Origin of the sequence: Edaphobacter bradus (assembly GCF_025685645.1) — a bacterium.
Taxonomy (GTDB): domain Bacteria; phylum Acidobacteriota; class Terriglobia; order Terriglobales; family Acidobacteriaceae; genus Edaphobacter; species Edaphobacter bradus.
Genome location: NZ_JAGSYF010000002.1, coordinates 946,640 through 970,072 on the forward strand (window position 1 = coordinate 946,640; position 23,433 = coordinate 970,072).

General features: G+C 61.7%; 17 protein-coding genes. 12 read left to right on the forward strand and 5 right to left on the reverse strand.

The genetic code is table 11. The annotated features are described in order from the left end of the window. Positions 1–16 precede the first annotated feature (16 nt). Positions 17–1,132 (reverse strand): GTPase ObgE, encoded by a 1,116-nt coding sequence (gene obgE, locus OHL16_RS10020; protein WP_263366978.1) that lies wholly within the window; start codon positions 1,130–1,132, stop codon positions 17–19. Positions 1,133–1,413: 281 nt separating this feature from the next. On the opposite strand from obgE, the gene OHL16_RS10025 reads away from it, so the two are divergent. The 4 genes from OHL16_RS10025 (at position 1,414) to OHL16_RS10040 (ending at position 10,150) form a co-directional block, all read left to right on the forward strand. Beyond that, positions 1,414–4,701, forward strand: a complete 3,288-nt coding sequence (locus OHL16_RS10025; RefSeq protein WP_263366979.1) for a TonB-dependent receptor — start codon at positions 1,414–1,416, stop codon at positions 4,699–4,701. A 172-nt stretch (positions 4,702–4,873) separates the two neighbouring features. After that, complete coding sequence (locus OHL16_RS10030; RefSeq protein WP_263366981.1) at positions 4,874–8,197, forward strand: TonB-dependent receptor domain-containing protein; 3,324 nt, start codon at positions 4,874–4,876, stop codon at positions 8,195–8,197. A gap of 297 nt (positions 8,198–8,494) precedes the next feature. Continuing rightward, positions 8,495–9,301 carry a tRNA pseudouridine synthase A gene (locus OHL16_RS10035; RefSeq protein WP_263366982.1) on the forward strand — a complete coding sequence of 269 codons (807 nt, stop codon included), beginning with the start codon at positions 8,495–8,497 and terminating at the stop codon, positions 9,299–9,301. Positions 9,302–9,589: 288 nt separating this feature from the next. Further along, the gene (locus tag OHL16_RS10040) at positions 9,590–10,150 is read left to right on the forward strand and encodes a hypothetical protein (RefSeq protein WP_263366983.1); all 561 of its coding nucleotides are present in this window, start codon (positions 9,590–9,592) and stop codon (positions 10,148–10,150) included. On the opposite strand, the gene OHL16_RS10045 is transcribed toward OHL16_RS10040, so the two are convergent. Next, positions 10,128–10,373, reverse strand: coding sequence for a hypothetical protein (locus OHL16_RS10045; RefSeq protein WP_263366984.1), 246 nt, complete (start codon positions 10,371–10,373; stop codon positions 10,128–10,130). The two genes, OHL16_RS10040 and OHL16_RS10045, sit on opposite strands and share 23 nt — an antisense overlap. A gap of 221 nt (positions 10,374–10,594) precedes the next feature. On the opposite strand from OHL16_RS10045, the gene OHL16_RS10050 reads away from it, so the two are divergent. From OHL16_RS10050 to OHL16_RS10085, 8 genes are all read left to right on the forward strand, one after another. Next, on the forward strand, positions 10,595–11,137 hold the full coding sequence (locus tag OHL16_RS10050; protein ID WP_263366985.1) for a hypothetical protein: 543 nt from the start codon (positions 10,595–10,597) through the stop codon (positions 11,135–11,137). Positions 11,138–11,415: 278 nt separating this feature from the next. Continuing rightward, positions 11,416–11,616, forward strand: coding sequence for a hypothetical protein (locus OHL16_RS10055; protein WP_263366986.1), 201 nt, complete (start codon positions 11,416–11,418; stop codon positions 11,614–11,616). 89 nt (positions 11,617–11,705) lie between these two features. Further along, a complete protein-coding gene (locus OHL16_RS10060) occupies positions 11,706–12,293 on the forward strand; it encodes a hypothetical protein (RefSeq protein WP_263366987.1) in 588 nt (195 codons plus the stop codon). Between the two features lie 197 nt (positions 12,294–12,490). Continuing rightward, a complete protein-coding gene (locus tag OHL16_RS10065) occupies positions 12,491–13,735 on the forward strand; it encodes a M20/M25/M40 family metallo-hydrolase (protein WP_263366988.1) in 1,245 nt (414 codons plus the stop codon). A 60-nt stretch (positions 13,736–13,795) separates the two neighbouring features. Beyond that, on the forward strand, positions 13,796–14,722 hold the full coding sequence (locus tag OHL16_RS10070; protein ID WP_263366989.1) for a DMT family transporter: 927 nt from the start codon (positions 13,796–13,798) through the stop codon (positions 14,720–14,722). 238 nt (positions 14,723–14,960) lie between these two features. After that, a complete protein-coding gene (locus OHL16_RS10075; protein ID WP_263366990.1) occupies positions 14,961–16,613 on the forward strand; it encodes a trypsin-like peptidase domain-containing protein in 1,653 nt (550 codons plus the stop codon). A 237-nt stretch (positions 16,614–16,850) separates the two neighbouring features. Next, positions 16,851–17,279, forward strand: coding sequence for a peptidoglycan-binding domain-containing protein (locus OHL16_RS10080; RefSeq protein WP_263366991.1), 429 nt, complete (start codon positions 16,851–16,853; stop codon positions 17,277–17,279). Positions 17,280–17,405: 126 nt separating this feature from the next. Then, positions 17,406–18,851, forward strand: coding sequence for a serine hydrolase domain-containing protein (locus tag OHL16_RS10085; protein WP_263366992.1), 1,446 nt, complete (start codon positions 17,406–17,408; stop codon positions 18,849–18,851). Between the two features lie 103 nt (positions 18,852–18,954). Here OHL16_RS10085 and OHL16_RS10090 read toward each other — a convergent pair whose 3' ends face one another. From OHL16_RS10090 to acnA, 3 genes are all read right to left on the reverse strand, one after another. After that, positions 18,955–19,182 carry a hypothetical protein gene (locus OHL16_RS10090; RefSeq protein ID WP_263366993.1) on the reverse strand — a complete coding sequence of 76 codons (228 nt, stop codon included), beginning with the start codon at positions 19,180–19,182 and terminating at the stop codon, positions 18,955–18,957. 195 nt (positions 19,183–19,377) lie between these two features. Then, the gene (locus OHL16_RS10095; protein ID WP_263366994.1) at positions 19,378–19,719 is read right to left on the reverse strand and encodes a hypothetical protein; all 342 of its coding nucleotides are present in this window, start codon (positions 19,717–19,719) and stop codon (positions 19,378–19,380) included. A gap of 265 nt (positions 19,720–19,984) precedes the next feature. Next, the gene (gene acnA / locus OHL16_RS10100) at positions 19,985–22,867 is read right to left on the reverse strand and encodes an aconitate hydratase (protein WP_263366996.1); all 2,883 of its coding nucleotides are present in this window, start codon (positions 22,865–22,867) and stop codon (positions 19,985–19,987) included. Between the last annotated feature and the right edge of the window lie 566 nt (positions 22,868–23,433).

The window sequence follows — 23,433 nt, forward strand, 5'->3', positions numbered from 1 at the left end:
AGTCCCAACTGGCTCCTCAGCGCCGTCGCGCCGCGCTTGGCGGCGGAGGCGGATAGTGCGGCTTCAGCTTCGCCGGCTCGGCCTCGGCCTGCTCCAGCTTTACCGGCCTGTGCTCGGCCACCACCTCGGCGATGGCATACTTCAGCTTGTCGATGCCCTCGCCGGTCACCGCCGAAATCGCGTAGAACGGCAGCTTCTTCCGCTTCGCCATCGCCGTCAGCTTCTTCAGCTTCTCCGGGTTGGCGACGTCAATCTTCGCGGCCACGACAATCGTCGGCTTCTTCACCAACTCCGGGTCGAAGCTCTTCAGCTCTTCGGTGATGACCTTGAAGTCTTCCACCGGGTCCGGCCTGTCGTTTCCTCCTGCCGCGGCGCTCGCGTCCGACACGTCCACGAGGTGCACGATGACGCTCGTGCGTTCAATGTGCTTCAGGAACTGGATCCCCAGTCCCGCACCCAGATGTGCGCCTTCGATGAGCCCCGGCAGGTCGGCCACCGTGAACGACTGCTCGTGTGGCCATTCGCCCACCTTTACGACGCCGAGATTCGGCTCCAGCGTTGTAAAGGCGTAGTTGGCGATCTTCGGCCTCGCCGCCGAGAGCCGTGAGATCAGCGTCGACTTCCCGACGTTGGGATAACCTACCAGCCCGGCGTCGGCCAGCAGCCGAAGCTCCAGACGGTAGTGTCGCTCCTCACCCGCCCGCCCCAGCTCATGCTCGCGCGGAGCCTGATGAGTGCTGGTAGCAAAGTGCTGGTTTCCGCGCCCGCCGCGCCCACCCTTGGCGATCACGATCGTCTCGCCGGGGTGGGTGAAGTCGTGAATCAGCTCGCCGGTGTCATTGTCGTAGAGAAGGGTTCCTACAGGAACCTCCAGCATCGTATGCTCGCCGGCGTTGCCCGAGCAGTTCGACCCCAGCCCATGTCCGCCGCGTGCCGCCTTGTGCTCGGGGTTGAACCTGAAGTGGACCAGGGTGTTGTGGCTCAGCGTCGCGCTCATGCGGACATCGCCGCCATGGCCGCCATCGCCGCCCGAAGGACCGCCTCGGGGCACGAACTTCTCCCTCCGGAAGGCCATGCAACCGTTGCCGCCGTCGCCGGCCTTCACCCGAATTCGTGCCTCATCAATGAACATTTTCTCTATGTTCAGTGTACTAGCCAGCGCGGTAGACTGTCTGTCTTCGAAAGACTGCTGAATTTGCGAGCGTGGCCGCTTAATGTCGATTCATCGACGGGTCACAACACGGCTTTTGAGGAATGCGCAAAGTGAACCAAACCCACTTTGCAGTCGTAACCGGTTATTAACCGCAGTGTGCGACCTTGAAAAGAATCCAACAAGACGAGTTTGGGCAACAAGCCGTCGCCGATAGCGAAAAAACGCACGGCCGGCAAGTAGTTTCCTTGAGGAGAAACCAGATGATGATCCAATTAAGAAAATTACTGCTTGTAGCTACTGTCTGCCTCGTAGCCTCTCCGGCGTTCGGGCAGTCCGCAACCGATGGAGCTATCTCAGGTGCAGTTACCGACTCGACAGGCGCTGCGATTCCCGGCGCTCAGATCCATGTGCATAACGATGGCACCGGCGCCGATATACCGCTGACCGCCGATGATAGCGGCTTCTATAAGGCACCGCTGCTTCAACCCGGCACCTACTCCGTCACCACGACGGCGACCGGCTTCAACAGCTCGAAGACCAGCTCCATTATCGTTCAGCTTAACCAGGTCACCACTGTAAACCCGCGCCTGACTGTCGGCTCGACCGCGCAGACTGTCGAGGTCTCAGCCGAGGCACCCGTGCTCAACTTCGACTCGCCGGTCTACGGCGGTCACCTCGATACCAAGGAGATTGAGAGCCTGCCGATCAATGGTCGCCGCTGGAGCAGCCTTACGCTCCTGACGCCGGGCGTGACGGCGGACTCGCCGAGCGGCTTTGGCCTGATCAGCTTCCGAGCCATGAGCCCGCTGCTGAACAACGTGCAGATCGACGGCATCGACGACAACCAGGGCTTCTATGCCGAAGAACGCGGACGCACTCGCGTTGGCTACTCCACTTCGCAGGTCGCAGTCGCGGAGTTCCAGGTCAACACCGGCGTTTATGCCGCCGACCTTGGCCGTGCCGTAGGCGGCGTCGTCAACACCGTCACCAAGAGCGGCACAAACAATCTCCACGGCGAGATCTACTTCTACGACCGCGACAACACCTGGGGTGCATTCAACCCATACACGACGAACACCTACTACAACTCGACGACGAACTCTTTCTACACCACTCGGTACAAGCCGAAGGACTGGCGCAAGAACTGGGGCTTCGGCGTGGGTGGTCCGCTGATTAAGGATAAGCTCTTCTGGTTCTATGCATATGACCAGTACCGCCGCAACTTCCCGGGCACCGGCAAGGCTGGTTCGCCCAGCGTGTTCTTCGCAGCTCCTTCTGCGACAAGTCTGACCACACTCCAGAACCGCCTCGGCCTGACGGCTTCGGCTGCGACTACCTTATACAACTCCGGCCTCCAGGCGTTGCTTGGTGACCTCGGTCCGGTGCGCCGTACCGGCAGCCAGGTTATCAATACGCCAAAGATCGATTGGGTCGTTACCGACAAGCATCGCGCTAGCTTCCTGTTCCACCGTCTCCGTTGGGACTCGCCCGGCGGCGTGCAGACGCAGGCGACCAACCCGTACGCGATCGACAGCTTCGGCAACGACTTCGTAAAACTGGACTACGGCGTGGCCAAGCTCGACAGCCTCTTCTCACCGCGTCTCTCGAATGAGATCCGCTACGGCTACGGCCGTGAGCTGAACTACGAGACCGCCCAGAAGCCTACCGCCTACACCACCCAGTACCTCACGCCAGCCAGCGGCGTTCCCGTCGAAGTCTCTCTCGGCGGCTCCAACGGCTTTACTCTCGGTTCACCCTACTACGGCTACCGTCCGCAGTATCCGGATGAGCGCAAGTGGCAGATCGGCGACACCGCGACCTATCTTCTCGGCAAGCACTCCGTCCGCTTCGGCACCGACGTTCTGCACAACTACGACCTGCAGAACAACCTCTACCACAGTAACGGGCAGGTCACTTACTCGAGCTACACGGACTATCTGTCCGACATCGCGCGGCCTGCCGGCAGCAGGGGTGTCTGCGATGCCAACCGCTCCACGGCGAAGGGCACCAACCCTTGCTACAGCAGTTGGAATCAGGGCTTCGGGCCAACCACGTTTGATCTGGCCACGACTGATCTCGGCTTCTTCGTTCAGGACGACTGGAAGCTCAGGCCGGGCCTGACGTTGAACCTTGGGGTTCGCTACGACTACGAGATAATTCCCTCTCCGTACGCTGCCCTTGCCAACCCGGCATTCCCCGCCGTCTCGAACACGTTCAGCGACAAGAACAACATCGCCCCACGCATCGGCTTCGCATGGGACCCGCTTGGCCAGGGCAAGACAGTGATTCGTGGCGGCTACGGTGCCTTCTATGGCCGCATCCCCAACTCAATCCTTCTGAACGTCTACTACAACACCGGTTCGCCAGCCAGTCAGGTGCAGTACGCCCTGAACAACACAACCGGACCATCGTTACCGAACGCCTTGACGTCGGCTCCTAAAGTCGCCGCCAACTCCGCTCCGGCAATCCAGTACTTCGACACGCACTTCCAGAGCCCAAATGCGCATGAATACGATCTCGCCGTGCAACAGGACCTCGGCAAAGCCAACATTCTTTCCGTCAGTTACGTTGGTTCGCTCGGACGCCAACTGCCGAACTTCCTCAACGTCAACCTGAACCCGGCTGCGACCTATCAGGCTACCGTTTTAGTCACCGGGCCAAATGGGCTGGCCGATACGAACTGCGGCCCGCTGGGTTGTCGATCGATTACGAACAAGGTCTACGCCAGTGCCCAGAAGACCTCTGCAGGCTCCATCAGCACGCTGCTCAACCCCAACTTCGGTGCGATCACGAAGGTCGTCAGCAACATCAACTCCAGCTACAACGCGCTGACCTTCGAGATTCAGAACCGCACCTCCAAGTGGCTTACATTCGACGCGAACTACACCTGGTCGCACGCGCTGGACTTCAACCAGAACCAGTCGACGAACCCGACTACCAACAACTGGTTTGACCCCTACGCCAACGCTCGCGCCAACTACGGCAACTCCAACTTCAACATCCCCAACCGCTTCGTCGGCTGGGCGATCCTCAACTTGCCCGGCGTCAGCAAGGACAGCTATCTCAAGTATCTGGCAAATGGCTGGTCGCTCAAGCCGGTCTTCCAGATGCAGTCGGGCTTCCCCTTCTCACTCAACACAAGCAGCTTCGTTCCCAACCAGGTTGCGGGCTCGGCGCCTGGTTGCGACGCAAAGGGCGTGGGATGCTACACGGCCAACGGTTCGGGATTCGCAGCAACCGGCGTTACCTACATCCCGCAGCTTGGCCGCAATACACGCCAGTATCCCCGTACCGCCGTGGTCGACCTTCGTGCGCAGAAGACCTTCACCTTCCGCGAGAAGTACAACCTCGAGCTGATCGGCGAAGCCTTCAACCTGGCGAACCACCAGAACGTGACCTCGGTCAGTACGACCGGATACACGTTCAGCACGGTTAGTGGAGTCAATACGCTGGCCTATAACCCCACTGCCGGTACGCCGCAAAACGCCAACTCGAACTTCGCATACAGTCCGCGTCAGGTCCAACTCGCGGCCCGGCTGACGTTCTAGCCCGGTTCCATCACACCAAGCGGAGGCTTCGGCCTCCGCTTTTTTCATTTCGGCAGCTTTCTAATTCACCGCAATTCCGGTACTCTGCGGTTACTCCAAGATTCACGGGTAAAGCATGCGGGCTGGTCCATGCCGCGCGGAGTCAGGCGCGGCTGCTTTGAGGTTCCTGTGGTTGCTGCTGTTCGGGCTCGGCGTTGCCGGCTATGCCCAGACCGCGGTTGACGGGGCCGTCTCGGGTTCCGTTGTTGACGCGGGCAACGCCGCGATTCAGGGTGCGCGCATCCGCCTTCGCAATCCCGCGACTGCGCTCGAGCAGCAGGCCACCAGCGACCAGCGCGGCGAGTTCCTCGCTGCACGCCTTCCTCCCGGCGACTACGAGATCACCATCACCTCGCCGGGATTCGCGATCGTCACCCTCCAGAACGTCCTTGTTGAACTCGGCACGGTCACGAGTGTTCCGGTGCATCTGCCTGCTGCCAGCGTCTCGACGAACATCACGGTGACGCCGCCGGAAGACGATTCACCAAAAGGCGTGACGCCCGCGCCCCCCACAGCGATCACAAGCGTCGTGACCCAGGCGGAGCTCAATCAACTGCCTTCCCTTGGCCGCCGCTGGCAGGACGCCGCGCTGCTCACTCCCACCGCAAACCCCAACGAGCAGGGCGACAACCTGCTCAGTTTCCGCGGCCTTGCCGTCACGCAGAACAGCACCGCCATCGACGGCATGAACAGCGACCAGAGCTTCAACGCCGTGCCTCGCGGAGCCGACAGCGCAGCCGCGGAAGAGGGCAGCGATGAGCAGCAGCGCGAGACCGGCAGCGTCGGGCTCAACCAGGGCGCGCGCCGCCACACCGGCACAGCGTACACCTTTTCGCAGGAGGCTGTGCGTGAGTTCCGCATCAGCTCGCAGGATGAGACTGCGCTCTACGGCCACGGCTCCGGTGGGATTATCACGACGGTCTCGCGCGGCGGCGCAAACACGCTGCACGGCACCGGCTTCTACAGCGCGCGCGAGAGCGCATGGGGAGCCACGAATCCCTTCTCCATCGCCACGCACTACAACAGAGGCGCGCCGGTGAGCGCGGCCGTCAAGCCGCACGATCTCCGCCAGCAGTTCGGCGGCAGTGTTGGCGGAGCTGCCATCCGTGACCGGCTCTTCTACTTCTACGCGTACGATCAGCGGCGGCGCAATTTTCCGGCGATCTCCTCACCCGCCGACCCAGCCTTCTTCTCGCTCACCGCAACCCAGAAGGCGCTGCTCGCCCACCGCGGCGTCAGCGCGGCGAAGACCGATGCGGCGCTGCGCTACCTCGACAGCCTCACCGGAACGCTCGCTCGCCGCAGCGGCCAGACGATCAACTTCGGCAAGCTCGACTGGCAAGCGAACGAAAGGCACCGGCTGAGCGCGCAGTATAACCGCGCACACTCGAGCTCGCCCGCTGGATTGCGAACCTCAGCTGTCGTCGATCGTGGCAGAGCGAGCTTTGGCAGCGCATACGCCAGCGTGGATGCGGGTCTCGTGCGTTGGCTGTGGGTCGCGTCACCTGCCGTGACGAATGAGCTGCGCGTCGCCTACGGGCACGAGCTGCAGTACCAGCTTCCGCAACCGCCGCTGCCGCAGGAGCCGGCGATTGGCCCCGGAGGCTACGCGCCTGAGGTGTCGATTGGCCCGCAGGGGTTCATCTTCGGCACGCCCGCTGCGCTGGGCCGCAAAGCCTTCCCCGAGGAGAGCAGGCTGCAGGCCGCCGATCTCGTCTCGTGGGCGCACGGACGGCATCTCGTGCAGGCGGGTTTCGACTTCAGCGCCGTGCATGATCGCATCGACGCGCTCAACAACACCGAGGGGACCTTCCACTACGACAGCGGGACAACCAGCGGGCACGCCGGGGGCCTGGTCGACTGGATCACCGACTACACGTTCAACGTCAATGCGTATCCCAGCGGCGGTTGTCCGTCGATCCACGCGCCGGTGCATGAGTTCTGCTTTCGTTCCTACACGCAGAGCTTCGGGCAGCCGGAGGTCTCGTTCGGCACGCAGGAGTGGGCCGCGTTTGTGCAGGACAACTGGCGCGTTCGCCCTTCGCTCACGCTCAACCTCGGGCTTCGCTACGAGTACGAGCTCGAGCCACTGCCGCAGCAGCCCAACGCAGCGCTGGACGCCGTCTTTAGTCACGTGGGAGCGACGAGCGTCTTTCCCGAGGACCGCAACAATATCGGGCCGCGCGTGGGCGTCGCGTGGGAGCCGCTCGGCTCAGGCCATGGCGTTGTGCGCGCCGCCTATGGGGTTTACTACGGAATTCTGCCGGGAGCGACCATCGAGAGCGCGCTGGCGAACACCGCGACCGGGTCCTCGACCACCCACGTACGAATTACGCCTTCCACGGTTACATACTGTCCGCAGGCGGTGAGCCAGGGCTTTGGATATGCGTGCTCCTATGTCACGACTCCGCCGGCAGCGGTCGGCCTGACGACGACGGCGACGGTCTTCGATCGCAGATTTCGCCTGCCGATGGTCGAGCAGGGCAGCCTCTCGGTCGAGCGCGAGGTGGGCGCGGGAGTTGTGGCGAGCGCGGCGTATCTCGTCAACCTCGACCGGCAGCTTCCCAACTCGGTCGATATCAACATCGCTCCGTCTACGGCGACCAGAGTCTTTCAACTGCAGGGCGGAACCGGCGCGGTGGGCGTGCGGGACGGCGAGAGGTTTGTGCTGCCGGTCTACACGCAGCGCATCAGCGCGAACTATGGGCCGGTGACGGACATCGTCTCGAACACCAACGCGAGCTACAACGCGCTCTCGCTTGAGGCGCGGCGCAGGAGCCGCGGCGGGCTCGACTTCCGCGCCTCATGGACGTGGGCCAAAGCTATCGACTACGGCCAGAGCAGCAGCGCTGCGCCGCGAATCAACAACCAGACCGACCCGTTCAGCGTCGCGTACGACAAGGGGCTCTCGCGGCTCAATTTTCCTCACAAGCTCGTCGCCAGCGCTGTGTGGACGCCACGTCTCCGCGTGCCAGAACTGTGGCTGCAGCGCGCGGGCAGCGGTTGGAGCATCGCAGGCATCTTCACCGAGCGGAGCGGCCGGCCTTACAGCTACGAGATCTTCGGCGGCACTCGGCTCAGCGGCGGCCGCGAGAGCATCAACGGGTCGGGCGGCGCGGTCTACCTTCCCACCGTTGGACGCGACACGCTGCGTCTGCCCGATACGGCGAACCTTGACCTCCGGCTCAGCCGCACCGTTCCGATGACTGAGCACGTCCATGCGCGGGCCTTCGCGGAGGTCTTCAACGTGGCCAATCACGTCAACTACTCCGGCATCGTGCAGCGTGCGTTTCTCGTCGGCACTCCGGTGGCCGGGGTCACGCCGCTGATCTTTCAGGATGCTGCGGCGATAGCGACCGAAGGGCTCAATCAGCAGCCCTTCGGGACCTTCACCGCGGCCTCGGCGGGCAGTTCCGGCGAGCGACAGGTGCAGGTGGGGCTGAGGGTTGAGTTTTAGGGGTGCCCCGCCCTACCGGTTTTCGTGCAAAATCTTCAATCGATTAGGCTTAGGTCCGGACTTGCATGGTAAAGTCTTCTATCGAAATAACTTATTGGTAAAGTATTCTATTCAAATGGTTTACGGACAAAATAGAAGAGGCCTAGGATTCCCAGGCCTTACCTACTTCTATTGTACCAACTTGGGGAAACTGGTCTGCCATGCGTAAGTTGCTTGATTTGTGATGCTTAGTGGGATTTGGGGCTTGACAAGGTTTTCTGGGGACGATGGTCGCGTGGTAGGGTGCAGTTAGTCCCGATGCCTCACTGGAAGCTCACCCTCGCCTACGACGGCACTCCTTATAACGGATGGCAGATACAGCCGAACCTCCCTACCGTGCAGGGCACTCTGGCGCGTGTGATCCAGCAGATCACCGGCGAGCATGTGCTGCCGCAGGGGTCGGGCCGTACGGATACGGGTGTGCATGCGCTGGGGCAGGTGGCGTCGGTCACGCTGGCGTCGCCGATTCCGGGGTCGAACCTGCAGCGAGCGCTGAATCATTCTTTGCCGCCGAGCATTCGGGTGGTTCGGGTTGAAGAGGTGGGCGAGGATTTTCATGCGCGGCACAGTGCGGTGCGCAAAACGTATGAATACCGGATTGCGACGCAGGCGATCTGTCCGCCGACGCTCGCTCCTTATGTGTGGAACTGTACGTGGCCGCTCGATCTGGCGGCGATGAATGAAGGAGCGGCGCACGTTGTGGGGACGCATGACTTTACTTCGTTTGCCGCGACGGACCCTGATCTGGCGGCGCGTGATAATGGCGAAGATTCAGACGAGGATGATCTTGGCGACGCGGGCGACTCGTCGGTGATGGTGAAGACGGCGGTGAGGACGATTCATCGCTCCGGCTGGCATCGCGATGGCGAACTGCTGGTGTATCGGGTGACGGGGTCGGGGTTTCTGCACCACATGGTGCGGAATCTTGTGGGGACGTTTGTGGACGTGGGGCGCGGTAGGACGCCGGCGGGGGCGGTTCCGGCGATTCTGGCGGCGCGGAGCAGGCCGGCGGCTGGGCCTACGGCTCCTCCGCAGGGATTGTTTTTGTTGGATGTGGAGTATTAGGCGCTTTCCCTTGGACGACTTGGCGCCAATAGCATCGCGGGTCGCTTCGCCCTTCGGGCTTCGCTCCGGCCATCGGCAGAGTGGTAGCCGCCGCGCGGCGGCTTTTTCGGCATCCTTCGACTCCGCTCAGGACAGGCTCTAAAGCCGTGCCCTTAAGCAAGGCGTCAGTGGTGAAATCGTACTCCCAGCCTTCGCGATGAAACTGCGATGATGGGGCACCCGGGTCTTCGTGGCGAAATTGATACTGTTGGCGAATTCAATACCAATTGACGCAGGGAGAATAGAAGCATGAAGAGCGTTCTCGTTTTATTGGCCTTAGTAGCGTCATACATACAGGAGCCGCCGATAACCGGGCACCCCAGTCCGGCCTACGAGCGGAGCGGAGCGGTCCACCGCGAAATCGCTGAATCCTCGCCCTTCGCAAGGGAGGTAATCCAGCAGGTCGTTCCCAAGCCCGGCAACCAGTTCAAGATCTCCATCCGGGCCGTCATCCACAACATATCCAACCACGAGCTGGTCTACGTCAACCCCGCGCAGTTCTACGACGTGTTCAATATCAAGACCGGGGAACGCGCTCCCACCACAGCTGCCGGCTGCTATGGCAACTTCTTCCTCGACTGTTACACCCCCACGCTACCTCGAGGCATCCCGAGTACAGGGCCGCCGAAGGATGTAATCCCAGTTCACGGATCTATCGAAAATGTGAAAGCCGGGAACCTCGACATGTTCTATCAGCTCACTCCCGGCCCATACACCGTGGTCGGATATTATTGCGCCACGCAACGCGAAGGTCCGGAGTGCTTCAAGTCAAATAAGATCACCATCACTATTCCGGAACCCACGAAGTAAATCTTCCTCTCAGACAAGGCTGTAAGTGTTTCGGCGTATTGTCGATAAGTCCAGTTGCTTTGACAATAGTAATTTTCTTCGCAAAAGCGAACTGGTTCACCATCTCGGAAGCCTTGTCACCCCACGTAGCAAGCATCACTTCATTCAGCCAATACTCAACATAGAGTTGACCCTTCAAAGCGACGGTGCTGAGGTCGTTCCCTGTTTCGATGAAAGTCATCATCTCTGTACGGAACTGTGTCTCGATTTCTTTATGCTTTGTCCCATCTCGTCCACTCCGCATGACGCTCGACCGACCGCTTTTCTGCATTAGGCGAGAATAGACGAATTCAGCCGTGTACGAGGCGAAAGTGCTCTGCTGGATGCAGCGCGCAAATTAAATATTTCCACAGGATGAAAATAGGCATATTGTTGGGAAAACCCAGGGCTTGGGGGGTTACCGATATGCCATCTACTCACGATTTTGAGGAGCTATATGGTGTCACGGAAGAGCAGGCTCTTAACTTCTGGGTCTCACACCTTCATGAAGTGATAGGAAGTAAGCAGTGGTCGCAGATTCGCGACTCTACGGGCGTCTATCTTGCAAGCGTGCTTGGTCATTTCTGCCTGCAATCGGTAGATCGGAGGGAGATCCTCTCTCGGGATTACAACCCCAGCGATCTGGAGTTCCGGCAGTTCGCGGATCTGACCCAGATTGCTGAACTGATGATGCGGCAGCTCACCCGCGCGAAGAACCCTCTCTGGATGGAGTCAGCCGGTGCGCACATTCTTCTCTACGCCGGATTCTTTCAAAACCAAAACAAGGACCGGCACAACATTGAGTTCTATTCAGCCATAGGCAGAGAATGCTATCTCATGGCGGCAGTGGGAAAGAGGGAAAGGATGATGAAGCTGATGGCGGCAGGCTTTCATCAATACCTCTTCCATTTGGCCAACCTCCATCGGCATCTGCGGGAGAGTAGATATCTGATAAGGCCGGAGAACTAGATCTACTTCTAATTGACCTTATGTGGCGCGATTGGCATCGCGGGTCGCTTCGTCCTGCGGACTACGCTCGGGCCTTCGGCAGAGTGGCAGCCGCTGTGCGGCTTTTAGCAAGGCATCAGTGGAGTCTCCGGCAGGGTTCCGAATTGGTTATGTTGTGGGCGGGGTCTTTGGCGTTATCATCGCCACTATCCTTGCAGGCTTGCTTACGCGGAGCTGCACATCGCCTGTTTCACCTTGGCTGGGCTCTGTCCCACCACACTTGGCAAGGAGCCCAGAGCATGTTCGAGAAACTCATCAATCTCATCTTCGGCTGCAGTCATCCGGAGCGTCATCACTCGGCCCTCCCATTCACCCAGGATGGCAAGAGCTATCGCGTTTGCCTGAAGTGCGGAACGCCCATCGGTTTCAGCCTCGAGGACTTTGAATACATCACTCCCGGTTATCGGCGACGCAAACGCCGGGAGGCCGCGCGCACCTAGGACTGCGATGGATGGGGCACCCGGGTCTTCGTGGCGAAATTGATACTGTTGGCGAATTCAATACCAAATGACGCAGGGAGAATAGGAGCATGAAGAGCGTTCTTGTTTTGTTGGCTTTCATCGCGTCAGGCATACAGGAGGCACCGATAACTGGGCACCCCAGTCCGGCCTACGAGCGGCGCGGCGCGGTCCACCGCGAAATCGCTGAATCCTCGCCCTTCGCAAGGGAGGTAATCCAGCAGGTGGCACCCGAGCCCGGCATCCAGTTCAAAAATACGGCCAGCAACTCCCCGCAACCGTTCATCGCGATTCGGGCCGTCATTCACAACATATCCGACCACGAGCTGGTCTACGTCAACCCCCAGCAGTTCTACGATGTGTTCAACAGCAAGACCGGGGAACGCGCTCCCACGACTGATACTGGATGCTATGTCAATTTCTTCCTCGACTGTTACACCCCCACACTACCTCGAGGCATCCCGAGTACAGGGCCGCCGAAGGATGTAATCCCAGCTCACGGGTCCAAAAACCTCATGGTCGGGTACCTCGACATGGACTACCAGCTCGCTCCCGGCACATACACCGTGGTCGGATATTATTGCGCCACGCAACGCGAAGGTCCGGAGTGCTTCAAGTCAAATAAGATCACCATCTCTATTCCGGAACCCACGAAGTAAATCTTCCTGTGTGGCATTCCGCTCCGGAAAGCCCAACGACCACGAATGTTAAGGTGGACAACATTCCATTCGCCTGGCCAAACGGCGAGACCGAAGCAGCGCACTACTAAGCGACAGGTCATATCCCTGCTGCGCTTCGGAATGCCGCTGCCGCTGTTTCTGACCTACCGACCGCTGACTTGCTACTCTCAGAGCAGATGTCTCTCTCGGCACATCAGCGGATCGTGCGGCTTGCGGCGCTTACGGCGGTGCATCGGGCGTTTCACTGGCTCCATCTGCATCAGCTGCAGCTTCGGCGCTGGCAGCTTGAGATGGTGCGGATTCCTGCGCCGCCGTTTGGCGAATCGGAACGGGCGGCGTGGTTTCTGGAGCGGTTTCATGCGCTGGGGCTCTCGAATGTGCACCTCGACCAGGAGGGCAATGCGCTGGCTGAGCTGGCTCCGGAGGACGGAGACCGCGAGGCGCCGTGCATTCTGATCTCGGCGCACCTGGATACGGTCTTTCCTGCGGGGACTCCGTGCGAGCCGATGGAAGAGGCGGACAGCGCGCGTATCTATGCTCCGGGCATCTGCGACAACGGGGCGGGTTTGTCCGGGCTGCTCGGCATCGCGGCGGCACTGCGCTTTGCGAAGATTGTGCCGCCGATTCCGATTCTGTTTGCGGCAAATGTGGGCGAAGAGGGTGAGGGCGACCTGCGCGGGATGCGGCATCTCTTCGGGCGCGGAGCGTACCGCGACCGCATCGCTGCCGCGATTGCACTGGAGGGCAGCGGGACGTCGGCTGTCGTCACGCGCGCGCTGGGCAGCCTGCGCTTTCGCGTGACGGTGACGGGGCCCGGCGGCCACTCGTGGAGCGATGCGGGCACGCCGAATCCCATTATGCTGCTGAGCCGTGCGCTGACGGCGATCGATGCGCTTCCGCTTCCGGCCACTCCGCCGACGACGATTAATGTTGGGCACATCGCGGGCGGGACTTCGGTGAATTCGATTCCCTCGTCGGCGTCGGCGCTGCTTGACCTGCGCTCGACCGATCCAGCGGCTCTGGAGATGGTCGCGGGAGCGATCCGGCGGATCTTCGAGGAGACGGTGGCCGGGAGCTTGCCGCCGGCTGGCGTCGCGGGTGCACCGAGTGTGCAGATGGAGAGAATTGGCGCCCGCCCGGCGGCGATGCTCGCCGAGGACTCGGTTCTGCTCGAGACGTTGCGCGCGGTCGATCGCCATCTGAATCTTCGGACTGAGCCTCGGCTCGGCTCGACCGACGCGAACATCCCGCTGTCGCTGGGGATACCGGCGATTGCGCTCGGCACGGGAGGGGCGGGGGGCAACATTCACACGCTGCAGGAGTGGTACGACCCCACGCAGCGCGAGACGGCGCTGCGGCGCGTTCTGCTCACGCTGCTGGCGACGACCCAGATCACGGCTGGGGTACACTCGACCGAGTGAACCCCTTTCCAGTCAGCGCATTTGCGGGTCTTACCCTGCGCCGTTGCGGGAGATAGTGACGTGCGCCGGCTGAGCCCCTCCGCAATCGCGCACCTGCTTCTGCTCGGCGTCGTCATGGTGTGGGGAGCAACGTTTGCGCTGGTGAAGGATGCGCTGCACGATGCGTCTCCGCTGGTCTTCAATCTGCTTCGCATGACTCTGGCGGCGCTGGTGCTGGTGGCGGTGAATCGTCGTGTGCTTCAAAGGCTTAACCGCCGCGTGCTGCTTTCGGGGTTGATCGTCGGAGCGCTTCTGGCGACGGGATATCAGTTTCAGACGCTGGGCCTGGCGCGTACGACGGCGGCGAAGTCGGCGTTCATCACGGGGCTGGTAGTGGTCTTTGTTCCGCTGCTCACGGTGTTCCCCGCACTGCGGCCGGAGGGAACGCACACTCCGCGATGGACGGCCGGGGCGGGAGCGCTGCTTGCGTTTGCGGGGCTGTTGCTGCTGACGACTCCGGCAGGGACTTCGTGGGGCAATCTCTTCACCAGCATCGGGCCAGGGGATCTGCTGACACTGATCTGCGCGCTTGCCTTTGCGGGGCATCTGCTGTCGCTTGCCCACACGTCGAAGCGGATTCCGGCGGGGCAGCTTGCGACGCTGCAGATCGGCGCGGCGGCCGTGGTGATGGCGATAACGCTTCCGCTGGGAGGCGGACTGTACCTCAGCGTGACTCCGCGGCTGGTGCTGGCGCTGGGGATCACAAGCGTGCTGGCGACGGCTGCGGCGTTCACGATCCAAAGCTGGGCGCAGCAGCATCTTCCGCCGACCCACACGGCGATCCTGCTTACGCTGGAGCCGGTGTTTGCCTGGCTGACGTCGTTCCTGTTTCTGCACGAACGAATGAGTCTCCGTTCACTGGCTGGAGCGGGGCTGATTCTGGCGGGGATTGCCGTGATTGAGCTTTTGCCGTCTGCAGAGCCGGTGGCCGCGCATCCGGCGTCGTAAAAGGACTTACGCTGACCTGAGAGCTCTGCTGTGCCGGGTGTGCGGGTGAGGGTGCGAATACATTTGCATGCTCCTCGCGTCTAAACAACTGGAAGGCCCGTAGAGCCTGTCTAACAAGCGAACGGCACGCAAGCGAATGGCAAGCGACCGAGGGCTTCTGCCCAGATATACTTAACTCTTCGCCTGTTCTTCGACGGTTCAGGGCGAACTGTACTACTAACGAGGTTACGACTTACAGATGGAAACTCCGACAAGCACTTCTCCAACTCTGCTGGATCGCATCCGAAATCAGCGTCTGACGACGACGTTTGCGCTTCTCGCGACGCTCTCTACCGGGATTCTGGTGGGCTCGGTTCTCACGCATGGCGTGAGTGGCAAGGAGCAGGCGGTCAACAGCTCCGATGCGAAGCCTCTGGCGATTCCCGCTCCCAGCACACTCTCCAACGGCTTCTCGCAGGTCGTGAAAGAAGTCGGACCGGCCGTTGTGAACATCAATACAGAATCGTTGCCGAAGCAGAACGCTCGCGTCCACCGGCGCGGCCAGCGCCCTCCGCAAGGGGATGACCAGGACCAGCAGCAGGGCGACATGCAGGACTTCTTCAACCGCTTCTTCGGCGGTCAGGGCGGTGGCGATGGCGACGATGACGGCAACCCCATCGGCGGCGAGCGCCGCGCGCTTGGATCGGGCTTCATCGTCGATCCACGCGGATACATCATCACCAACAACCACGTGATCGACAAGGCCGACAAGATCTATGTGCGGCTCTCGACCGATCCGGACAACGGCAATGACAACGAGGGCCGTCCGGCGCACGTGGTCGGCGTCGACAAGGACACCGACATCGCCGTGATCAAGATCGATTCGGAGAAGCCTCTGCCGACGATCAAGCTCGGCAACTCGGACGGCGCGCAGGTGGGCGACTGGGTGTTGGCAGTCGGCAGCCCATTCGGACTTTCGCAGACGGTCTCGGCGGGCATCGTCTCGGCGAAGAACCGCTCGATCGATGAGCCCGGCCCGAGCGGTGTCTCGCAGTCACAGTTCCAGAAGTTCATCCAGACCGATGCGGCGATCAACCCGGGCAACTCGGGCGGCCCGCTGGTGGATATGTCCGGCAGCGTGATCGGCATGAACACGGCGATCTTTACGCAGTCGATGGGTTCGCAGGGCGTTGGCTTTGCGATGCCGTCGAACACGATCGCCAACGTCTACAACATGCTCATCGGACCGGAGCACAAGGTGGTTCGCGGTTCGATCGGCATCAGCTTCCAGCCGACGCTGAGCTCTGCTGTGGGACGGATGTATGGCTTCACCAATGGCGTTCTGGTGAGCACGGTGACTGCCAACGGCGGCGCGGCCAGGGCAGGACTGCAGCCGGGTGACGTGATCGTCTCGGTGGATGACCGCAAGATCAAGGACGGCGACGATCTGGTGAACGACATCTCTGCCCGCAGGGTTGGCTCGAGCGTGAGGCTCGGCTACCTCCGCAACGGCAAGCAGCAGACCGCGAATGTCGTGATCGGCGACCGCGCGAAGACGTACGCCGACATCACAGGCGGCGACAACGAAGAAAATGCCAATCCGCAGGAGTCGGACGCCGGGCAGAACAAGCTCGGGATCCGAGTGGACGCGATTCCGCCGACGATTGCTCAGCGGACGGGAATCCACAGCGGCGTGATCGTCACCGACGTGAAGGCGGGCTCGTTCGCCGATGAGATCGGGCTCGGCAAGGGCGCGATCATCACGGAGATCAACAAGAAGCCGGTGACCGACCTGGCCAGCTTCCGGACGATCGTCAACGACCTTAAGTCCAAGGAAGACGTGGTCTTCGTGATCCACAACCCCACGCAGAAGAACAGCGGGAACTCCTACGTGGGCGGCACGCTTCCGTAGGTTAAGATAGCAAGGGAGGGGGAGGATGGTTCCTCCCCCTCCCCATACAACTTGTTTATTTTCAATCGCTAGAGTCGTCGGTCGGGTTGCAGCCAGGACCGCAATCCCGAATGGACGACCTTTTTTGTTGCACCTGAGCTGGTCTGGGACTAGGATTCGATGGCAGATTGTTAGTCGAAGAGCGGATTCAGGATAAGAATTCTGGATAACTATCTTTTGTTTTGAGGTTTCCCGGCAATGTTTGCAGGTCGAGTTCTGCTCACCGTTCTTATGATTACGACTGCGCTTCCGAGCGTGGCCATGGCACATCCGCGACGAGGTCCGACCTCGCACCGCTTCTTCAAGAAGCATTCGACGGCTACTGCCAGTACCCCCAAGCGAATGATCGGGCAGCGTTCGATTGACGACGGCCGCGCGACGGAGATCCAGACGGCGCTGATCCGCTTCGGCTACCTCTCGGGGCAGGCCAGCGGCCACTGGGACGCGCAGACCGAGGCGGCGATGCAGAAGTATCAGTCGGACAACGGCTGGCAGACCAAGCTGATTCCGGACTCGCGCGCCATCATCAAGCTCGGACTTGGGCCCTCGCACGACTCCTCGAAAGCGACGGCTCCCGCTTCGTCGGAGCTGAGCGCCTCGACTTCGCTTCGCCCTCCCCAGCAGTAAGCTTCAGCTGATTTTTGCAGTCGTCCCCAGGCCAGATTCGCGTGCTTGCACCGAAGAGGTGTGTCTGGGGACGTTTTTGGTGTAACAAGAAGAGAACATTAGAAGTTATCCGAAGGGAGAGCAAGAATGGCCAGGAGCGTAGCGGCGAAGGTTTGCGGGGTTGTTCTGGTTCTGGGAGCGATGTGCGGGGCGGCGCGAGCGCAGCAGCTGGATGACGCGACGCAGGCGAAGGTAGAGGCCGAGGTCCATCGCGTGATGCAGGAGAGCGGTGTTCCGAGCGCGGAGGTGGGAATCGTTCGCGGCGGGAAGGTGGTGTACACGGCGGCGTTTGGCGCGGCGCGGTTGGGGAGCGATGGGGCGATGAATTCTGCCGCGGCGCCGACGCTGGCGGCGACACCGGAGATGCACTACGCGATCGGGTCGATCAGCAAGCAGTTCACCGCTGCGTGCATTCTGCTGCTGGTCGAGGATGGCAAGATGACGCTGGACGATCCGGTGTCGAAGTGGTTTCCGGAGTTGACGCGCGCCAACGAGGTGAAGGTCCGGAACCTGCTGACCCACACCAGCGGCTATGAGGACTATGCGCCGCAGGACTACACGATTCCCGCGTGGACGAAGGCGACGAGGCCGATCGACGTGGTGCATGAGTGGGCGGGTAAGCCGCTGGACTTTGATCCGGGGACGAAGTGGCAGTACAGCAATACGAACTTTGTGCTGGCCGGGCTGATTGTCGAGAAGGTGAGCGGCGAGCCGTTCTGGCAGTTCCTGGAGGCGCGTGTGTTGCGGCCACTTGGGCTGAAGGAGGTTCTGAATCTGGACACGGACCGCGACCGCATGGAGCCGCGCGGGTATATGAGGAATGCCTTAGGCCCGCTGCGGCCAGCGACCCTTGAGGCCCCGGGCTGGTACTTCGCCGACGGCGCGCTGTCGATGCCGGTGCGGACGCTGCTGGAGTGGGACCTTAGCGAGATCAATCGCTCCCTGCTGAAGCCGCGGAGCTATGACGCGCTTGAGACGGAGATGAAGCTCAAGGACGGCACCGGGACGCACTACGGGCTGGGCGTGGACGTGAAGGCAAAGGATGGACACAGAGTGATTGAGCACGCCGGCGAGGTGGGCGGCTTTGTGGCAGAGAATCTGGTGTATCCGGATGACAAGCTGGCGGTCGCGGTGCTCACGAACCAGGAGGCGAATCCGGCGGCCGTCATGATGGCACGGGCAATCATGACGATCGTGTTCGGGGGAGCCACGTCAACCGAAGCCGTCAAGAACCCCGCTGCGGAGGCCCAGGCAAAGGAGATTCTGGCGGGGCTGCAGCAGGGCAAAATCGATCCAGGTCTGCTGACGGAGAACTGCAGGTTCTACTTCTCGAAGGAGACGATTGGCGACTTTGCCAGCAGTCTGGGGCCGCTGGGCGCGATCCAGAGCGTGGCGCTCGATGGCGAGTCGCTGCGCGGGGGGATGACGTTCCGGTCGTTCAAGGTGGCGTTCGCCGGCAAAGGCGTCAGGCTGACGACGTATACGACCGCAGACGGGAAGATTGAGCAGTTTCTCGTGGAGCCGGCGAGCTAGTTGTTAGTTGTTCGTTGTCAGGTTAGAACCTGTCTGATAAATCGAATCCAGACGGTTTGCCCGCCCTCAGCATACTTCCGGTTTGCCGGTTATACTCCCCCGTTCACCCTGCCAGCCAGGAAATCAAGGCGGCTCCCGCTAGCATAAGCACCGCGTTCGCGTAGGCTATCCGTTCAGCGACCTTGATCTTGTGTTGCCGCTCTTCGCGGGAAAGATGAGCACGTGATTTTGGAGGAATATCGGGCACCCTGAACTTGCGTAGACGCAATCCCAGGTAAAAGCTGCCGACAGCTCCAATCAAACAAACTTCTACGGGAAAGGTGATGGCCATGGACTTGATCATTGTGCCATCGGAGAGCTGTGTTTGGGCCACCCAGGCGTATCTGGGAGTCTTGTTTAGCAACAAGTATTTCGGGGGCGCGAGGGTTCTGGAAGTGTTGTCGGCCATACGGAAGGTTGGCGCTATGGGATCGGCACCAAAGAGTCAACACTGAGGCATTTATGAGACGGGTTCTAGTTCGCTGAGCTACACAAGCGCGAAGATGGTCAGCAGGATGCACGGCGCGAGGAGTGCCGCGGCTCCTGCCATGATGTAACGAAGCCTGGCGACGCGGGAAGGGGAGACGCGGTTCCAGGCGCTGGCGAACTCAAGCCAGAGGCCGAGGCTCAGGACTTCGAGCAGGAGCGAGATGACGGTCCAGTTGCGTACGGAGGAGACCGTGGCGAGTTGACGCCACAACGTGTTCTGCGTGAGCTGGGGGGCTGCCTGCTGGATCTCGGTGACGTGCCCGATGAGGTTGATGACGGACGCCGCAGTGAAGATGGCGCCGCCGAGGGCCAGAAGCAACCAGACGATATAGCGCTTCATGCTGCGATGATAGACGGTTCGGGACGGAACTGAGTCGCAAAATTGCGGAGAGAATTTATCCGAGGACGCTACAGGCGGACTGAAGGCGCCGTGACCTGGCCCTTCCGTGGCCAGGATGATGTTTGCTTTCCCACCCATCGTGATGAGACTGCGATGGATGGGGCACCCGATTGGATGGGGCTGTTTGAGAGAGCAACGACAACAGCAAAAGAGGCCCGGATGACTCCGGGCCTCTTCGCTTTCACTGCGTGAGTTTTGCGCTGCTTCAGTTCTTCGCGGCGAGTTGGCGCAGGACGTACTGCAGGATGCCTCCGTGCTGGTAGTAGAGGATCTCCTGCGGGGTGTCGATGCGGACCGTGGCGCAGAACTCCGTGGTCTTGCCGGTTTCAGATTCAGCGATGACGGTGATGGTGCGGCCGTCCGCGAATTTGCTGTCGAGCATCGCCTTCAGCTCGCCCGGGGCGGCTCCGAGCCGGAAGATCTCTTCGCCGGTGAGGTGCAGCGACTCTACGTTCTTGCCGGGGAGGAACTGCAGCGGGAGGATTCCCATACCTACGAGGTTGGAGCGGTGAATGCGCTCGTAGCTCTCGGCGATGACGAAGCGGATTCCCAGCAGCCTCGGGCCTTTGGCTGCCCAGTCGCGTGACGAGCCTGAGCCGTACTCCTTGCCCGCGAGGATGGCGAGCGGAGTTCCGCGCCTGGCGTACTCGACGGAGGCGTCGTAGATCGACATGCCGGTGCCTTCAGGGAGCAGGCGGGTGACGCCGCCCTCGGTTCCGGGGGCGAGCTTGTTGCGCAGGCGGACGTTGGCGAAGGTTCCGCGGACCATCACTTCGTGATTGCCGCGGCGCGAGCCGTAGGAGTTGAAGTCGGCTGGTTTGACGCCGTGCTCGGTGAGGTACTTGCCTGCCGGACCGTTGAGCTTGATGGAGCCGGCTGGCGAGATGTGATCGGTGGTGACGGAGTCGCCGAGGACTGCGAGGACGCGGGCGCCGTGGATGTCCTCGACCGCGTCAGGCTCGGACTTCATGCCGTCGAAGTACGGAGCCTTGCGGATGTACGTGGAGTCGCCCTCCCAGCCGTAGGTGTTGCCGGCGGGGAATTTGAGGTTCTGCCAGTTCTTGTCGCCGTCGGCGACGGTGGAGTACTCGTGGCGGAACATCTCGGAGTCGATGGAGGAAGCGACGGTGGCGGCGACCTCGGCCTGCGTCGGCCAGATGTCGCGCAGGAAGACCGGGCTGCCGTTCTTGTCCTTGCCGAGCGGGTCGGCGTCGAAGTTGTGGCCGATGTGCCCGGCGAGTGCGTAGGCGACAACGAGCGGGGGGCTCATGAGGTAGTTGGCGCGGACCTCAGGGGAGATGCGGCCCTCGAAGTTGCGATTGCCGGAGAGGACGGAGACGGCGACGAGGCCGTGCTCTTCGATGGATTTAGAGACATCGGTGGGCAGCGGGCCGGAGTTGCCGATGCAGGTGGTGCAGCCGTAACCGACGATCTGGAAGCGCAGAGCATCGAGGTAGGGCATCAGGCCGGACTTGACGAAGTAGTCGGTGACGACGCGCGAGCCGGGGGCGAGCGAAGTCTTGACCCACGGTGGCGTTGAGAGGCCCTTCTCGACGGCCTTCTTCGCGAGCAGGCCAGCGGCGAGCATGACGTAGGGGTTCGAGGTGTTGGTGCAGGAGGTGATCGCCGCGATCACGATGGAGCCGTGGTCGAGGTATGGCTCGGGGTCTACGCCGAAGCGGCCGCGGATGGAGACCTGCGGGGCGTCGAGCACGGCGACGCTGCCGCCGTTGGACTCAAGCGTCGCGACGGGAACGGTGGGCGCGACGACGACCGGCGCGGGCGCTCCGGTGGCGGAGGCGAGGTCGCCGTTCAGCGAGGCGTGGCCGCCTTCGCCCTCCCAGCGGAGGAGCTGGCGGACGGTGCGGCTGTTGGCGTTAGGGCCGAGAAGCGAGGGGAGCTGTTCCTTGAAGCTCTCCGCGGTCTTTGAGAGTGTGACGCGGTCCTGCGGACGCCTGGGGCCGGCGACGGAGGGCTCGACGGTGGTGAGGTCGAGCGAGAGCGTCGCGGAGTACCGCGCTTCGGGAGCGTCGGCGGTGTGGAAGAGACCCTGCTCCTTGTAGTAGGCCTCGACGAGGGCGATCTGCTCCGGAGTGCGGCCGGTGAGGCGGAGGTAGTTGAGGGTCTCGGCGTCGACGGGGAAGATGCCGCAGGTGGCTCCGTACTCGGGGGCCATGTTGGCGATGGTGGCGCGGTCGGCCAGCGGCAGTTCGGCGATGCCGGGGCCGTAGAACTCGACGAACTTGCCTACGACGCCGAGCTTGCGCAGCATCTGCGTGACGGTGAGGACGAGGTCGGTGGCGGTGGTGCCTTCCTTGAGCTTGCCGGTGAGCTTGAAGCCGACGACCTGCGGGACGAGCATGGAGACGGGCTGGCCGAGCATGGCGGCCTCAGCTTCGATGCCTCCGACTCCCCAACCGAGGACTCCGAGGCCGTTGATCATCGTCGTGTGGGAGTCGGTGCCGACGAGGGTGTCGGGGTAGGCGACGTTGTCGGCGGTAGTGAAGACGACGCGCGCGAGGTACTCGAGGTTGACCTGGTGGCAGATTCCCATGCCCGGCGGCACGGCGGAGAAGTTGCGGAAGGCGGTTTGTCCCCACTTGAGGAAGGCGTAGCGCTCGCGGTTGCGTTGGAACTCGAGCGCGGCATTGAGGTCGTAGGCGCGGGTGTTGCCGAACTCATCCACCTGCACGGAGTGGTCGATGACGAGCTCTGCAGGCTGCAGCGGGTTGATGCGCTCGGGGTCGCCGCCGAGGGTCTTCATGGCGTCGCGCATGGCAGCGAGATCGACGATTGCGGGCACGCCGGTGAAGTCCTGCATGAGGACGCGCGCAGGCATGTAGGCGATCTCGCGCGAGGGTTCGGCGGCGGGGTCCCAGTTGGCAAGGAACTTGATATCGTCGGCGGTGACGGAGCGGCCGTCTTCGTGACGGAGGAGGTTTTCGAGAAGAATTCTGAGAGAGAACGGCAGGCGGGTGAGGTCGACGCCTGTGGAGGCGAGGGCCTTGAGGCGGAAGATGGAGTAGTCGGTCGAGCCGGACTTCAGAGTGGATTTGCTCTTGAAGGAGTCAGGGTGTGGGGTAGGCATGAGCGTCGTTCTCCAGTGCGCCGAGGTGGCGCGCGAGGTGGGGCCGTCTGGATATAGCAACAGGGACGGCGACGGGTGAAGGCTATCAAACTTTGATGCGAGTGGAGTGTGGGTGCAGGATCAGCAGCGTCCGCGGTCAGGGCGACCGTGGCGGAAGCGCTTCAACCGGATCGGAAGGCGGCCTGCCATCGGAGATATTTTACTGCGACGGAGGAGCCTTGGGTAGCAGGTCAGTCTGCTGACTAGCCGGCAGATCAGACAGAGACGGCATAACACGGTGAGACGGCGACTGTGGAGAGCGGACCATCGGGCGGGACATCGGGCGGGACATCGGGCGTCGGGAATGGATCGCCCGGTGTTCAAAGGCGGGTCACGTAACCCGAGCCGAGGCGTGACTTCGAGCCGGTTCATAACCTGATATTTTTCCTGTATTTGCGTAATTCTTCTTCTTTAGAGTTGTGAACGCCAGAACCTTTCAGAGAGGCCCCTGCATCTAAACCCAGGTATAGCGGAGCCCTGACATCAGGGCTAAGTCCTGTTCATCGTTCATACGCTCATGATCCTTC